Source organism: Microlunatus flavus (assembly GCF_900110855.1).
In the GTDB taxonomy this organism is placed as follows: Bacteria; Actinomycetota; Actinomycetes; order Propionibacteriales; family Propionibacteriaceae; genus Microlunatus; species Microlunatus flavus.
In genome coordinates this window covers 701,686-715,838 of the sequence record NZ_FOFA01000001.1, presented here as the reverse complement: position 1 = coordinate 715,838, position 14,153 = coordinate 701,686, and the positions used below count along the sequence as shown (strand labels likewise).

The window sequence follows — 14,153 nt, the reverse complement described above, 5'->3', positions numbered from 1 at the left end:
AACCCCTCACCCGGACAGGACCTCGCCGTGCCCCTCACGACCCTCGCCCACCTCCTCGCCGACGCCGAGCGCGGCGGCTACGCCGTGGGCGCGTTCAACTGCTCCGACCTCAACCAGGCCGTCGCGGTCCTCGACGCCGCGCGCGCCGAGCGCTCGCCGGTGATCGTCCAGGCCATCGCGGGCACGAGCGCGTACGACGACGAGGGCTGGTGGTGGGACCAGCTGCGGGCGGTCGTCGAGAGCTACGCCGACGTGCCCGTCGGGCTGCACCTCGACCACGGGCGCCACCGCGACGACTGCGTCCGCGCGATGGACCACGGCTTCACCAGCGTCATGATCGACGCGAGCCGCTCCGTCGACGACGACGAGCCGAACGACCTCGAGACCAACATCGCCCTGACCCGCGAGGTCGTCGAGATCGCGCACGCGCGCGGCGTCAGCGTCGAGGGCGAGCTCGGCACGGTCGGCGGGGCGGAGTCAGGCGCGAGCGGGATCGTCGAGGAGATCGTCTACGCCGACCCGGACGAGGCCGCCCACTTCGTCGAGGCCACGGGCGTCGACGCGCTCGCCGTGGCCGTCGGCACCAGCCACGGGACGGTCAAGTTCACCGACCCGTCCGGCGGCGAGCGGCTGCGCCCCGAGCTGGTCGCGGCCATCAAGGAGCGGGTGCCCGGCGTCGGGCTCGTGCTGCACGGCAGCTCGTCGATCCCGCCCGAGTACGTGGAGACGATCAACGCCCACGGCGGCGCCCTGACGCCCTCGTACGGGATCGCGCCGCAGCAGAAGGTCGAGGCCGTCCGGCAGGGGATCCGCAAGGTCAACCAGGGCGCGGACAGCCACCTGGCCTGGACCGCGGCGCTGCGCACGGCGCTCGCCGAGCGGCCCGCGGAGGTGGAGCCGAGCGCCGCGGTGGCGCAGGCCAAGGCCGCCATGGGCGCCATCGTGCGCCGGCGGATGCGTGAGTTCGGCTCGGCGGGGCAGGTTCCGTCGGCCTGAGGGTGGTGCGCGTCCTCGAGGACCGTGCCGGGTCGACCGGGAGGTCGCGGTCGGCGCCGGGAGCGCTCAGGCGCTGAGCGCGGCGACCGGGTCGAGGAGGACGCGCTGCCAGACGGCCTCGGCGGCGCCGAGGAGGACGGCGTCGTCGCCGAGCTCGGGCAGGGCCAGCCGCACCTGCTCGGCGGGGGCCGCGAGGGCGCCGCGGACCATCGTGCGGCGCACCTGCGCCGAGACGACCGGGTAGAGCTCGCGCAGCAGCCCGCCCAGCACGATCAGCTGGGGGTTGAAGACGTTGACCACGGTGGCCAGCCCGGCCCCGAGGTGCTGCGCGACGCGGTCGAGCCCTGCGACCTCGGCGGGGCCCGCGGCCCGCAGGGCGTCGACGACCTCGCGCCGGTGCGCGTCGTCGTCCAGCCCGAGCCCGCGCACGATGGCGTCGAGGCCGATCTCGGTCTCCCAGCAGCCGTACGACCCGCAGCGGCAGCGGCGCCCGGCCAGGCCCGCGACGGCGATGTGGCCGAGCTCCCCGGCGTAGCCGCCCGCCCCGACGAGGGGCTTGCCGTCGACGATCACGCCGCTGCCGACCCCGACCTCGCCCTCGACGAAGACGACGTCGCCGCACCCGCGGGCCACGCCGCGCAGGTGCTCGGCGAGGGCGCCGGCGTCGCCGTCGTTGACGACCCGGACGTCGGTCCCGGGCAGCCGTGCGGCGAGGAGCCGGCCGAAGGCGACGTCGCGCCAGGAGAGGTTCGGGGCGAAGCGGACGGCCCCGTCGTCGTGCCGGGTGACGCCGGGGACGGCGACCCCGAGGCCGAGGACCCGGCCGGGGGCGGCCCGGGCGAGCTCGGTCACCGCGTCGGCCAGGAGGTCGGCGATCGGCTCCGGCGCCGACGCCGCGGTGCGGTGGCTCTCGCGCCGCAGGACCGTGCCGCCCAGGCCGACCAGGGCGACCTCCACCGCGTCCACCCGGACCTCGGCGGCCAGCACCTGCACCCCCAGGGGGCAGGGCCGGACGACGGGGGAGGGCCGGCCGCGGGTCGGGGCGCCGGCGGTCGGCGTGGTGGTCGCTGCCGTCTGCTCGACGGCCCCGAGACGCCCGAGCTCACCGACCAGGCCGGCGACCGTGCTGCGGGTCAGGCCGGACCGGTCGGTGAGCTCGGCCCGGCGCATCGGGCCGTCCAGGTGCAGGTGCCGCAGCAGGACGGCGAGGTTGGTGCGCCGGACGTCCGGGGACCCGGCGAGGGTCTCCCGGACGCTCATCGGCTCTCTCCTCCTCCGGGCGCTAGCGCCCGGAGGCCGCGGCTCGTCGGCGGGAGATCGCGTCGACGCTCGCCGCCAGCAGCAGCACCAGCCCGGTCACGATGAACTGGATCTCGGCGCGCTGGGTGATGAGCGGCAGACCGTTCTGGATCACCGCGATCACCAGCCCGCCGATGATCGCGTCGATGATCCGGCCCTTGCCGCCGAACAGCGAGGTGCCGCCGATGACGGCCGCGCCGACCGCGAGCAGCAGGGTGGAGGCACCACCGGTCGAGGGCGACACCGAGTTCGCCCGCGAGGCCAGCAGGATGCCGCCGAACGCGGCCAGCGTCGAGCTGATCATGAAGCAGGCGATCTTGATCCGGTTGACGTTGATGCCGGCCCGGCGCGCCGCCTCGGCGTTGCCGCCCACGGCGTAGATGTGCTGGCCGAAGCGGGTCCGCTTGAGCACGAAGCTCAGCACGACCACGAACACCACGGCGATCGGCACGATCAGGGGCACGCCCTTGAGCGACTTGATCGCCGGGTTGACCGCGCGCTCGAGGTTGAACAGGTAGACGACCAGGCCGAGGAGCACGGCGATGACCGCGATCCGCAGCGCCGGCAGCGCCACCGACGGCGACGGCAGCCCGGCCTTGCTGCGGCGGCGCCGGCCGAGGACCTCGGTGAGGGCGTAGCCCGCGACGACCAGGAACCACATGACCCAGCCCAGCGCCGGCGGCATGTTGTCGTTCATCAGCGAGAGGACGAACGGGTCGCGGATCGGCACGGTGCCGCCGGTGCCGATCACCGTCAGCAGCACGCCCTGCAGGGCCAGGAAGGCCGAGAGGGTGACGACGAACGAGGGGATCCCGAGCCTGGCCACCAGCAGACCGATCAGCGCGCCGATCACCAGGCCGACGACCAGGGCCGCGAGGACGGCGGCGGGCCACGGCCAGCCCTTGAAGGTCAGCAGGACGGCGAGGGTGCCCGCCCCCACGCCGGCGGTGTAGCCCGCGGACAGGTCGATCTCGCCGAGGAGCAGCACGAACACCAGGCCCATGGCGATGAAGATGACCGCCGCGCTCTGGTTGAGCAGGTTGGCCCAGTTGAGCTTCGTGGCGAAGTTGTCGGGGCGGAGGATCGTGAACAGCACGACGAGGAACACGAAGCCGGCGATGGCCGGCAGCGAGCCGACGTCGCCGCCGCGTACGCGGGTGACGTAGTCGCGGGCGGCGCTGCCGAGGGTGGCGCGCTCCGGCGCGACCTCGGTGGACGCGGCCGTGGGCTGGGTGGTGGTGCTCATCGCAGCACCTCTCTGTCGGCGGCGAGCCCGAGCTCGCCGCTGCGTCCGGTGGTGATGAGCTCGACGATCTGGCCGGTCGTCACGTCCTCGGCGCGCACCGTGGCGGCCAGTTGGCCGAGGTAGAGCGCGGCGACGGTGTCGGCGACCTGCTTGACGTCGTTCATGTTGTGCGAGATGAGGATGACCGCGAGGCCGCTGTCGGCGAGGCGGCGCACGAGGTTGAGCACCTGCTCGGTCTGGGCCACGCCGAGGGCCGCCGTCGGCTCGTCGAGGATCACGAGCTTGCTGTTCCACAGCACGGCCCGCGCGATGGCGATGGTCTGGCGCTGGCCGCCGGAGAGCCGGGAGACGGAGGTGCGGACCGACTTCAGGGTGCGGACGGACAGGCCCGCGAGCGTCTCCTGCGCCCGTCGTTCCATCGTCGTCTCGTCCATGACGATGCCGTTCGTCTCCTCGCGGCCGAGGAACATGTTGTGGACCACGTCGAGGTTGTCGCACAGGGCGAGGTCCTGGTAGACGACCTCGATGCCGAGGTCGCTGGCCGCCTTGGGCGAGGTGACGTTCACGGGACGGCCCTCGAAGAGGTACTCGCCGCCGTCGAAGGTGTGGGTGCCGGCGATGCCCTTGACCAGGGTCGACTTGCCGGCGCCGTTGTCGCCGACCAGGGCGGTGACCTGGCCGAGGTAGCAGTCGAGGTCGACGCCCTTGAGGACGTCCACCGCCCCGAAGCTCTTGGTGATGCCGCGCAGGCTGAGCAGCGGCTGCTGCCCGTCACCCGCGGCGCTGACGCTGTCGGACGTCATCGGTTCTCCTGGTTCATGGTTCGTGTGCGGGCGTGCGGGTCGTGCCTCCCGGTCGCGGCCGGGGCGGACGAGGGACGGCCTGGTCGCCCCGCTCACGAGGAGCGGGGCGACCAGGCCGGGTGCGTCAGGTCAGGAGATGCCCGCGGAGGAGCACGCCTTCTTCAGCGCCGCCGTCGTGCAGATCTTGTCGGCGGTGGTGTAGCCGTCGTCGATGACCGCCTTGACGTTGTCCTTGGTGATGGCCTGCGGGTCGAGCAGGATGGCCTTCTTGTCGGCGCCGGCCTTCGGGTCGTTGAAGGTCTGGGTGGCCAGCGCGTCGGCCCCGGACACGTCGCCCTTGGCGAGCGCGATGCCCAGCTTGGCGGCGGCGTCGGCCTCCTTGGCCACGGCCTTGTAGACGGTGTTGCACTGCGTGCCGAGCAGGATGCGCTGCAGGCCCTCGTCCGTCGCGTCCTGGCCGCTGACCGGGACCTTGCCGGCGAGGCCGTTGCGCTGCAGCACGGAGACCACGGCACCGCCGAGGCCGTCGTTCGCGGCGGCGACGCCGTCGATCTTGCCGCCCTGCTTGGTGTAGATCTGCTCGAACAGCTGGCCGCCCGTGTCGTTGTTCCACTTCGGCACGGCCTGGTCGGCGACGACGGTGTAGCCGGCGTCGCGGATGACCTTGTCGTAGCCCTGCTTGAACAGCGTGGCGTTGTTGTCGTCCGGCGAGCCGTTGAGCTCGACGACGTTGCCGCTGGTCTTGCCGTCGGCCTTGAGGCAGCCGACGAGGCCCTCGCCGATGGTCGTGCCGACCTTGACGTTGTCGAAGGACACGTAGTACTTCGCGCCGCCGCCGAGGTTGGCGCGGTCGTAGTCGATGACCGGGATGCCCGCGTCGGTCGCCTTCTTGATCACGGCGCTGCCCGAGTCGGGGTCGAGGCTCGTGATGATCAGCGCCTTCACGCCGGCGCTGATCATGCCGTCGGCGATGGTCTGGAACTGGGTGGCGTCGCCCTGGGCGTTCTGGATGTCGGCCTGGACGCCGGCGTCGCCGAAGGCCTTGGTGAAGAACGGCCGGTCGGCGTTCTCCCAGCGGGCCGAGGACTCGGTGTCGGGGAGGATGACGCCGATCTTGCCGGTCACGGCGGCGGACGAGCCGCCCGAGGCTGCGGGCTGGGCGTCGGAGCCCGAGCCGCCGCAGCCAGCCAGGGTGAGAGTGGCGACGGCCGCGAGCGTGCCGATGCCGAGCAGGTGCTTCTTCATGGAGTACGGACCTTTCTCGAGCCGGCTCTCGTGCCGGCTCAGAGGGCGCACCGGGTGGTGCGCTGGACGTGTCCGTCGTGCCCTGCGGGCAGCCTCGCACCCGGGTGGGTCCCGGGAGCGGGTGGACCGCGTCAGCGTTGACGGGTTAAGTAGTGCAGCGAAACATAACAGCCGGCTGAGGGAATCGGGCGCCCTCGAGATCACGGCTTGATAACCGTTGGAGGCGAAACTTTCGAGGGGGCTTCGCGCGGTTTCGCGCTCGTGCGCCCGTCAGCGCGTCGGGCCGCGGCCGGTCACCTCGGCGCGGAGGCGCTGGTAGCGCTCGTCGTCGACCACGGTGCCGGTGTGGCGCAGGGCGAGCACGGCGGCCCCGACGAGCCCGTCCGGGACGGCCTGCACCGCGGCTCCCCGGGCCGGCGGGACGAGGTGCGGCGCCAGGTCGTCCGACGCGCCGAGGATGCCGCGGGCGACCACGCTGCCGCCGACGACGAAGGGCCCGGCGAGGTCGGGCACCCGGACGGCGTCGAGGAGGTCCGCCAGGGCCTCCGACGCCGCCACGGCGATCCCGCGCGCCACGGGGTCGTGGGGGAGGGCGAAGACGAGCGGGGCCAGCTCGGCGAGCGCGACCGGTCGGCGCGCGTACACGGCCGACACGACCTGCCGGATCGCGGCGACCCGGCCCGGCTCGCCCGAGGGGTCCGCGACGACGCCGAGCGCGCCCAGCACGAGCGGCGTGAGGTCGGTGGGCTCGCCCTGGCCGTCGAGCGCGGCGACGACGGCCCGGGCGACGCGGCGCCCGATCCAGAACCCGCCGCCCGCGTCGCCCAGCAGCCAGCCGCGGCCGCCGACGACGCGCTCCAGCGAACCGTCGCGGACCCGCGCCGCCACCGTTCCGGTGCCGGCGATCAGCGCATACCCCTCGAGCGCCGCCGTCCCGGAGCAGAAGAGCGCCAGCAGGTCGTGGTCGAGGACGACGCGGGAGACGCCGTACGCCGCCAGACCCTGCTCGACGAGGCTGCGGAAGGCGTCGCTCTGCTCCCCGGCCATGGCCAGCACCGCGACGTCCGCGCGCGCCCTTGCGCCCAACGCGGCCCCGGCCGCGGCGACGACGGCCTCGGCCGCCGGGACGACGCCCGCGGCCGTCGGGTTCCCGGCGCTGCTGCGCCCGAGGCCGAGCACGCGCCCGTCGTCGTCGAGCGCGACCGCCCGGGTGCTGGTGCCGCCCGCGTCGAGGGCGAGGAGCCGGGTCATGGGTCGTCGGTCTCCTGGTCAGGGGCTCACCCGCGTCACCTGGTGTTCGGGCGATGGTCGCCGGTCGGGGGTTGTGTTGCGGTTGCGTTGCGGTCCTGCGACGCCGCCATGAGGTGGTTGCCAGCGGCGCGGCCACACACTAGCGTGATAGCGAATTTCACGGACCAGGGCGAGAGGCGATACTCATTCTCACGTCGGAGCGGGCTGCGCAGACGCGCGAGCAGGCCCCCGGTGTCGCGGACCGGATCCGCGCGCTGCAGCCCGACATGCCCGCCGCCCTGGCCCGGGTCGCCGACTACCTGCTCCTGCACCCGCAGGCACCGCTCACCCTGTCGATCGGCGAGCTGGCCGAGCAGGCAGGCACCTCCGCCGCGACCGTCACGCGTTTCTGCCGCATGATCGGCTACGCCGGCTACGTCGAGATGCGGGTGGGGGTCGCCACCGACGTCGGTCGCAGCACCGCCCGCGAGTCGTGGGCCAACGAGATCGGGCGCGAGTTCGGCCCCGACGACACCCCCGAGCTGCTGCTCGCCCGGCTCATCGGCAGCCACACCAAGTCGCTGCGCGAGGCCACCTCGGCCATCGACCTCGCGGTGATGAGCGAGGTCTCCCACCGCATCGGCCGCAGCCGCCAGGTCGACATCTACGGCGTCGGCGGCAGCGCGATGCTCGCCTCCGAGCTGCAGGGTCGGCTCTACCGGATCGGCGTGCCCGCCTTCACCTGGGCCGACGTCCACCTCGGCCTGGTCAGCGCCGCTATCCAGGGCCCCGACACCGTCGCGATCGGCATCTCCACGACGGGACGGACCGAGGAGACGATCGAGATGCTCGCCGAGGCGGGCCGGGCCGGCGCCTTCACGGTCGCCGTCACGAACAACCCGGGCTCGCCCCTCGACGAGCTGGCGCAGGCGAGCATCGTCACCTCGGTCTACGAGCAGGCCCTGCAGCCCGACGACCTCTCGGCCAAGCACGGCCAGCTGCTCGTGCTCGACCTGCTCTACCTGCTCGTCGCGCAGGAGGACTTCGACCGCTCCAGCGACAAGCTCGCCGCCTCCGCGCTCGCCGTGACCTCCCACCGCCGTCCGCGGCGCTCGGCGCGGTCGGCGGCGGAGCACGCATGAGCACCCCGACGCTGCCCACCGGGCAGACCAGCCCCACCGACCAGAGGAGCCCGATGGACTTCGCCGCCGTGGCGAACGACTTCGCCGAGCAGGTGCGCACGCGCCTCGACGCGATCACCCGCACCGCCGCCGAGGGTGGCCTCGACGCCGCCCTCGACCTGATGACCAGCACCATCGAGTCCGGCGGTGTCGTGCACGCCTTCGGCACCGGCCACTCCGAGGCGTTCGCCATGGAGATCGCCGGCCGGGCGGGCGGATTCATCCCCACCAACAAGATCGCGCTGCGCGACCTCGTGCTGCGCGGCAGCCTCTCGGTCGACGACCTCGGCGGCTCGAGCCTGGAGCGCAACCCGGACAACGTCACCGAGCTGTGGGAGCTCGCCGGCGTGCAGCCGGGCGACCTGCTGATGATCGCGTCGAACTCCGGCGTGAACGGCTCGATCGTCGGCCTCGCGCTCGTCGCCAAGGAGCACGGCATCCCGGTCGTCGCGGTCACCTCGATGGAGCACACGATGGCCGTGCCGATCAAGCACCCGAGCGGCCAGCGGCTCTCCGACGTCGCTGACGTCGTGATCGACAACCTCGCCCCGTACGGCGACGCGACGCTGACCCTCAACGGCTCGAGCGGTTCTCGGGGGGTTCAAGGGGGGTCGTCCCCCCTTCGCGGAGAGACGGTCCCGGTCGGCGCGGTCTCCTCGATCACCGCCGCGTACATCGCGCAGCTGCTGACCGTCGGCGTCTCCGAGCGGATCGCCGCCGACGGCCGGCGCCCGCCGCTCTACCTCTCCGCGAACATCCCCGGCGGCGACGAGCACAACTCCGCCCTCGAGCAGCGCTACGCCGGCCGCATCCACCGCGGCACCTAGACCCCGAGCACATCCCGTACGACCTCAGCAGCACCTCGGACCCATGCAGCACCTCACACCCACACGCACCCGGAGGACCAGCCAGATGACCACCTCGCTCCCGTCCCTGCGCTCGCTCGACAGGCGGGACTTCCTGCGCGGCGGGCTCGCCGCCGCGGCGCTCGCCGCCACCGGCGGCCTCGCCGGCTGCGCGACGTCGGGCACCGGCTCGACCGCGCCCTCGGCCAGCGCCACCGGCGCGACCAGCGCCGACAACCCGTTCGGCCTCGCCGCGAACTCCTCCACGGAGGCGGTGATCTTCAAGGGCGGCTACGGCATCGACTACGCCACGTTCGCCGGCCAGCAGATGCAGGCGAAGAACGCCGGGTCCACCGTCAAGGTCAGCCCCGCGACCAACATCGCCCAGACGCTGCAGCCGCGCTTCGTCGCGGGCAACCCGCCGGACGTCATCGACAACTCCGGCGCCGGCCTCATCGGCATCAACACGATCCGCGACCAGCTGGCCGACCTCACCGACGTGATCAACGCCAACAACTACGAGGGCACCAAGATCGCGGACACCCTCTACCCGGGCGTCACGGCGCCGGGCACGTTCGACGGCAAGTTCGTCCAGCTCAACTACGTGCTGACGGTCTACGCGCTGTGGTACTCCGCCTCGCTCTTCGAGTCGGAGGGCTGGACGGTGCCGAAGACGTACGACGAGATGTACGAGCTCGGCGGCAAGGCCAAGGCCAAGGGCAAGTACCTGCTCGGCTGGGGCAAGGAGGCCGCGACCTACTACCAGACGATGGCCATCGCCTCCGCGATCAAGCAGGGCGGCGACGAGGTGCGCCTGGCGCTGGAGAACCTGAAGCCCGACTGCTGGTCGATGCCGGCCGTCCAGGCGGTCTTCACCGGGCTGAAGAAGATCATCGACGCGGGCTACGTGAAGCCGGGCGGCGCGGGGACGCAGTTCACCGCGGCGCAGGCGCAGTGGAGCAACGACCAGGACTTCGTGCTCTACCCCTCGGGCGGCTGGATCGAGAACGAGATGAAGACCCAGACCAAGGACGGCTTCAAGATGACCGGCGCGCCGGAGCCGACGGTCGACTCCAGCTCGTCGCTGCCGTGGGAGGCGCTGCACTCCACCGCCGGTGAGGGCTACATCGTGCCCGCGCAGGCGAAGAACCTCGCCGGCGGCAAGGAGTTCCTGCGGGCGATGCTCTCCAAGGAGGCCGCGACGAACTTCGCCAAGACGACCTTCAGCTCGAGCATCGTCAAGGGCCTCATCCCCGAGGACGGGTTCGGCTCGACCGCCCTGCAGTCGCAGGTCAAGATGCTCGACGCGGCCGGCAGCAACGTCTTCACCTGGAACTTCGTCGACCTCTACGGCACCAACACCGACCAGCTCGTGCTGTGGAACGCCTTCCTGCAGGGTGACTCCGACGTCGCCACCCTGACCAAGGGCCTGCAGTCGATCACCGACAAGATCGCCAAGGACGACTCGATCAAGAAGGTCCCGGTGTCGTGACGGCCGTGGGTCCGGTCGCCCCCGTCGAGGGGGCGGCCACCGGCGTCGGCCTGCGTCACAGCCTGCGCCTGCTCGGGTCGGCCCGGTGGCGCCGGCGCAACCTGACCTTCGACCGGATCAGCTTCTTCGCGGTCTTCCTGGTCGTCCCGCTCGTCGGGTACATCGCCTTCGTGGTGTCGCCCTTCGTGCAGGCGGCGTACTTCTCGCTGACCAGCTGGACGGGGTTCTCGCCGAGCATCCCGTTCGTCGGCCTGGCGAACTACACCAAGCTGCTCGACGACGAGATCTTCCTGAAGGCCCTGGGCAACAGCGTGGTCCTCGCGCTGGTGCTGCCGACCGTCACGCTGGTGCTGGCGATGTTCTTCGCCACGCTGGTGACGGTGGGCGGCTCCAGCCGCGGCAACGTGCGCGGCCTGGCCGGGTCGAGCTTCTACCGGATCGTGTCGTTCTTCCCCTACGTCGTGCCGGCCATCGTCATCGGCCTGATCTGGTCGCAGATCTACGACCCGAACAGCGGCCTGCTCAACGGCGTCCTGACGCGGCTCGGGCTGGACTCGTTCACCTCGTTCGCGTGGTTGGGCGAGGTCAGCACGGCCAAGCTCGCGGTGATGTTCGTGATCGTGTGGGGCCTGGTCGGCTTCTACATGGTGCTGTTCATCGCCGCGATCAAGGGCATCCCGGCCGAGGTCTTCGAGGCGGCCCGCGTCGACGGGGCGGGACGGTTCCGCACCACGGTGTCGATCACGATCCCGCTGGTGCGCGACAACATCCAGACCGCGTACATCTACATGGGCATCCTGGCCCTCGACGCGTTCGTCTACATGGCGGCGCTCGAGCCGGGCGGCGGCCCGGAGAACTCCACCCTCGTGATCTCGCAGCGGCTGTTCACGACGGCCTTCACGCAGGGCCAGTTCGGCTACGCCTGCGCCATGGGCGTCGTGCTCGCGGCGGTCACGCTCGCGTACGCGGGGCTGGTGTTCGCAGTGATCCGGCTGACCGGCGGACGGGACGAGGTGGCGGAGTGACGTCGACGCAGGCGCCGGTCGAGGCGCCCCCCGCCCCGCGGGCGACCCCCGTGACGGACCGCGCGCAGGGCCGTTCGGCGGGCGACACGGCCGTCACGGTGGGCTCGCACGCGGTGCTGATCATCTGGTCCCTGCTCGTGATCGTCCCGCTGCTCTGGGTCGTGATGAGCTCGTTCAAGACGAGCTCGGAGATCTTCGCCTCGCCCTTCGCGCTGCCCGCGCGGCCGCGGTTCGACAACTACGTCAACGCGTGGACGACCGCCGGGATCGGGAGCTTCTTCCTCAACTCGGTGATCGTCGTCTTCGGCGCGCTCGTGGTGACGATGCTCTTCGGGTCGATGTCGGCGTACGTGCTGGCGCGGTTCTCCTTCCCGGGCAACCGCTTCATCTACTACCTGATGCTCGCCGGGCTCACGTTCCCGATCTTCCTGGCGATCGTGCCGCTGTTCTTCGTGCTGCGCGGCGTCGGGCTGCTCAACACCCTGCCCGGGCTGATCCTCACCTACGCCGCGTTCGCCTTCCCGTTCACGGTGTTCTTCCTCTACTCCTTCTTCCGCTCGCTCTCGCGCTCGATCGCCGAGGCGGCCGCGCTGGACGGGGCGGGGGAGTGGCGCACGTTCTTCTCGGTCATGCTGCCGATGGCCCGCCCCGGGCTGGCGACGGTCGCGATCCTCAACTTCGTGGGGCTGTGGAACCAGTTCCTGCTGCCGGTCGCGCTGAACACCAACACCGACAACTACGTGCTGACCCAGGGCATGGCGGCGTTCGCGTCGCAGGCCGGCTACTCCGTCGATTTCGGCGCGCTGTTCGCCGCCGTCGTCATCACGGTGGTCCCGGTGCTGGTGGTCTACCTGATCTTCCAGCGTCAGCTGCAGGGTTCCGTGTCGCAGGGCACGAACAAGTAGTTCCCGCGCGGGGAGGCACGAACGCCCCTGAGCTGGTCGGCGCCCCGACCAGCTCAGGGCGCCTCGAGCCACAGCGGGACGACGGAGGCGACGAGCAGGACGGCGAGGGCGCCGTTCAGCAGCCGCCAGTGCCAGGGCCGGGTGAGAATCCGGCCGAGCACGCCGCCGAGCGTGCACCACGCCAGCTGCGAGACCGTCGCCCCGACCAGGAACGTCCCGCCGAGGAGCAGCGCCAGCCGCGCGGGGCCGTCGACGGCGGTCGCGAAGGCGCCCGCCGCGCTGAGCGTCATGGCCCACCCCTTGGGGTTCAGCCACAGCAGCAGCACCCCGGCGCCGAACCGCCGCGGGCGCTCGAGCGTGGCCTGCCCGGGCGCTCCGCCCCGCGCCGTCTGCCAGGCCAGCCGGAGCAGGTACGCGGTGCCGAGCAGCCGGACCGCGAGCTCGACGTGCGGCACCCGGAACAGCACCCCGGCGAGCCCGAGCGAGGCCGCCGCCGCCAGCGTCGCCAGCCCGGCGGCGATCCCGAGCATCAGCGGCAGCGAGCGCCGTACGCCGAAGCGTGCGCCCGACGCCGTGGCCAAGGCGGTGGCCCCGCCGGGGGAGAGGGTGGCGACCAGGACGAACAGCAGCACGGCGAGCACGCCTCCAGCCTGGTCGACCCAAGCGCTGGCCGACAGGGGAAAGTCGCGGTAGAACTCGTCTCGTGCCTTCGAACCGACGCCGACTCGACGTCCACGCCGCCGAGAACGATGCCCTCGATGCGGTGAACCTGCAGATCCTCGCCGCCCTGCAGGACGACCCCCGGCTCTCCATGACGGCGCTCGCCCGGCGGGTGGCGATGAGCCCGCCCGCCGTCACCGAGCGCGTGGACCGGCTCCGGGAGGCGGGGGTGATCGCCGGCTGGCGCCTGGACGTCGAGCCGGAGGCGCTCGGGCTGCCGGTCAGCGCGTACGCGCGCATGCGGCCCGGGCCCGGTCAGCTCGCGCGGGTGACGGCGCTGCTGCCCGACGTCGAGGAGGTGACGGAGTGCCACCGCATCACCGGCGACGACTGCTTCCTGATCAAGCTCCACGTCCGCTCGATGGGTCATCTGGCCGACGTCCTCGACCGGCTCTCGGTGCACGGCCAGCTCACCACCTCGATCGTCGTGTCGACGCCGGTGCCCCTGCGGTCCGTGGCCCTGCCCCGGCGGGGAGTGGGAGCCGCTGCCGCCACGCCGGCCTAGCGGGTGCTCAGCGGTCCGGCGTCTGGAGGTGGACCTGGACGAGCGGGGCGGTCCGCGCGACGACCTCCTCGAGGTCCGGCTCCACCAGCGGCGGGACGCCGATGACGTGGCGGCCGAGGGCGGTCCCCAGGAGCTGGGACATGGCGAGGGCGAACCCGGTCCGGCGGCCGTCGATCAGCTCCCCGAGCCCCGCGATGGCCCCGGTCAGCAGGGCCCGCAGCTGCTCTGACGCGGCGTCGTTGCCCAGCGCCGACCGGGCGAGCGCCTGCAGGTGGGTGCTGGTCGCGGGCTCCTCCCAGAGCGTCAGGTAGCGCCGGGTCAGGCGCTCACCCTGCGTCTCCATGGGTCCCGACAGCGCCTGCGCCAGCATCCCGTAGGCCTCCTCGGGCAGCTCGAGGGTGGCGGCGAAGAGGCCGTCCTTGTTGCCGAAGTAGTGCGACAGCAGCGCGATGTCGACCCCGGCCCGGAGCGCGATCGCCCGCATGGTGGCGCCGCGGAACCCGTGCGCCGCGAAGACCTCGCGCGCCGCCCGGCGCACCCGCTCGCGGTTGGACCCGTCGCTGCCGGCCGGTCGCCCGGGGCGGTCGCTCGTGCTGCTCACGACCCCCACCCTACGACCGTCATCATCAACCGTTGACATCATCACCTGATGAGATCACCA

The 14,153-nt window shown here is 72.3% G+C and carries 14 protein-coding genes; 7 read left to right on the top strand and 7 right to left on the bottom strand.

The annotated features are described in order from the left end of the window. The first annotated feature begins 27 nt into the window (after positions 1 to 27). A complete protein-coding gene (locus BMY04_RS03475; RefSeq protein ID WP_091177671.1) occupies positions 28 to 996 on the top strand; it encodes a class II fructose-bisphosphate aldolase in 969 nt (322 codons plus the stop codon). Positions 997 to 1,062: 66 nt separating this feature from the next. Here BMY04_RS03475 and BMY04_RS03470 read toward each other — a convergent pair whose 3' ends face one another. The 5 genes from BMY04_RS03470 to BMY04_RS03450 form a co-directional block, all read right to left on the bottom strand. Next, positions 1,063 to 2,256, bottom strand: a complete 1,194-nt coding sequence (locus BMY04_RS03470; protein ID WP_091177670.1) for an ROK family protein — start codon at positions 2,254 to 2,256, stop codon at positions 1,063 to 1,065. 22 nt (positions 2,257 to 2,278) lie between these two features. Then, a complete protein-coding gene (locus BMY04_RS03465; RefSeq protein ID WP_091177669.1) occupies positions 2,279 to 3,541 on the bottom strand; it encodes a sugar ABC transporter permease in 1,263 nt (420 codons plus the stop codon). Then, positions 3,538 to 4,344 carry an ATP-binding cassette domain-containing protein gene (locus tag BMY04_RS03460; protein WP_091177668.1) on the bottom strand — a complete coding sequence of 269 codons (807 nt, stop codon included), beginning with the start codon at positions 4,342 to 4,344 and terminating at the stop codon, positions 3,538 to 3,540. The genes BMY04_RS03465 and BMY04_RS03460 overlap by 4 nt, the downstream gene beginning before the upstream one ends. 129 nt (positions 4,345 to 4,473) lie before the next feature. Further along, on the bottom strand, positions 4,474 to 5,589 hold the full coding sequence (locus tag BMY04_RS03455; RefSeq protein ID WP_091177667.1) for a sugar ABC transporter substrate-binding protein: 1,116 nt from the start codon (positions 5,587 to 5,589) through the stop codon (positions 4,474 to 4,476). 270 nt (positions 5,590 to 5,859) lie between these two features. Then, positions 5,860 to 6,840: an N-acetylglucosamine kinase gene (locus BMY04_RS03450; RefSeq protein WP_091177666.1), complete on the bottom strand. Its 981-nt coding sequence runs from the start codon at positions 6,838 to 6,840 to the stop codon at positions 5,860 to 5,862. Positions 6,841 to 7,019: 179 nt separating this feature from the next. Here BMY04_RS03450 and BMY04_RS03445 point away from each other — a divergent pair, with 179 nt between their 5' ends. From BMY04_RS03445 to BMY04_RS03425, 5 genes are all read left to right on the top strand, one after another. Next, positions 7,020 to 7,961 carry a MurR/RpiR family transcriptional regulator gene (locus tag BMY04_RS03445; RefSeq protein WP_332452306.1) on the top strand — a complete coding sequence of 314 codons (942 nt, stop codon included), beginning with the start codon at positions 7,020 to 7,022 and terminating at the stop codon, positions 7,959 to 7,961. Continuing rightward, the gene (locus BMY04_RS03440) at positions 7,958 to 8,827 is read left to right on the top strand and encodes a sugar isomerase domain-containing protein (protein ID WP_232506073.1); all 870 of its coding nucleotides are present in this window, start codon (positions 7,958 to 7,960) and stop codon (positions 8,825 to 8,827) included. The genes BMY04_RS03445 and BMY04_RS03440 overlap by 4 nt, the downstream gene beginning before the upstream one ends. Before the next feature lie 85 nt (positions 8,828 to 8,912). Next, positions 8,913 to 10,337 (top strand): N-acetylglucosamine/diacetylchitobiose ABC transporter substrate-binding protein, encoded by a 1,425-nt coding sequence (gene ngcE, locus BMY04_RS03435; RefSeq protein ID WP_091177664.1) that lies wholly within the window; start codon positions 8,913 to 8,915, stop codon positions 10,335 to 10,337. Next, positions 10,334 to 11,362, top strand: coding sequence for a carbohydrate ABC transporter permease (locus tag BMY04_RS03430; protein WP_232506072.1), 1,029 nt, complete (start codon positions 10,334 to 10,336; stop codon positions 11,360 to 11,362). Before ngcE ends, BMY04_RS03430 begins: the two co-directional genes overlap by 4 nt. Next, on the top strand, positions 11,359 to 12,267 hold the full coding sequence (locus BMY04_RS03425) for a carbohydrate ABC transporter permease (RefSeq protein WP_198409906.1): 909 nt from the start codon (positions 11,359 to 11,361) through the stop codon (positions 12,265 to 12,267). Before BMY04_RS03430 ends, BMY04_RS03425 begins: the two co-directional genes overlap by 4 nt. Positions 12,268 to 12,320: 53 nt before the next feature. Here BMY04_RS03425 and BMY04_RS03420 read toward each other — a convergent pair whose 3' ends face one another. Further along, positions 12,321 to 12,908: a LysE family translocator gene (locus tag BMY04_RS03420; RefSeq protein WP_091177663.1), complete on the bottom strand. Its 588-nt coding sequence runs from the start codon at positions 12,906 to 12,908 to the stop codon at positions 12,321 to 12,323. A gap of 122 nt (positions 12,909 to 13,030) precedes the next feature. Between BMY04_RS03420 and BMY04_RS03415 the strand changes: the two genes are divergently transcribed. After that, on the top strand, positions 13,031 to 13,492 hold the full coding sequence (locus BMY04_RS03415) for an Lrp/AsnC family transcriptional regulator (protein WP_232506071.1): 462 nt from the start codon (positions 13,031 to 13,033) through the stop codon (positions 13,490 to 13,492). A gap of 7 nt (positions 13,493 to 13,499) precedes the next feature. Here BMY04_RS03415 and BMY04_RS03410 read toward each other — a convergent pair whose 3' ends face one another. Then, positions 13,500 to 14,093 (bottom strand): TetR/AcrR family transcriptional regulator, encoded by a 594-nt coding sequence (locus tag BMY04_RS03410; RefSeq protein WP_170853967.1) that lies wholly within the window; start codon positions 14,091 to 14,093, stop codon positions 13,500 to 13,502. Between the last annotated feature and the right edge of the window lie 60 nt (positions 14,094 to 14,153).

Coding starts and splice junctions, on each gene's coding strand:
- BMY04_RS03470 (WP_091177670.1), bottom strand. CDS start 2,256: ATGAGCGTCCGGGAGACCCTCGCCGGGTCCCCGGACGTCCGGCGCACC.
- BMY04_RS03465 (WP_091177669.1), bottom strand. CDS start 3,541: ATGAGCACCACCACCCAGCCCACGGCCGCGTCCACCGAGGTCGCGCCG.
- BMY04_RS03460 (WP_091177668.1), bottom strand. CDS start 4,344: ATGACGTCCGACAGCGTCAGCGCCGCGGGTGACGGGCAGCAGCCGCTG.
- BMY04_RS03455 (WP_091177667.1), bottom strand. CDS start 5,589: ATGAAGAAGCACCTGCTCGGCATCGGCACGCTCGCGGCCGTCGCCACT.
- BMY04_RS03450 (WP_091177666.1), bottom strand. CDS start 6,840: ATGACCCGGCTCCTCGCCCTCGACGCGGGCGGCACCAGCACCCGGGCG.
- BMY04_RS03440 (WP_232506073.1), top strand. CDS start 7,958: ATGAGCACCCCGACGCTGCCCACCGGGCAGACCAGCCCCACCGACCAG.
- ngcE (WP_091177664.1), top strand. CDS start 8,913: ATGACCACCTCGCTCCCGTCCCTGCGCTCGCTCGACAGGCGGGACTTC.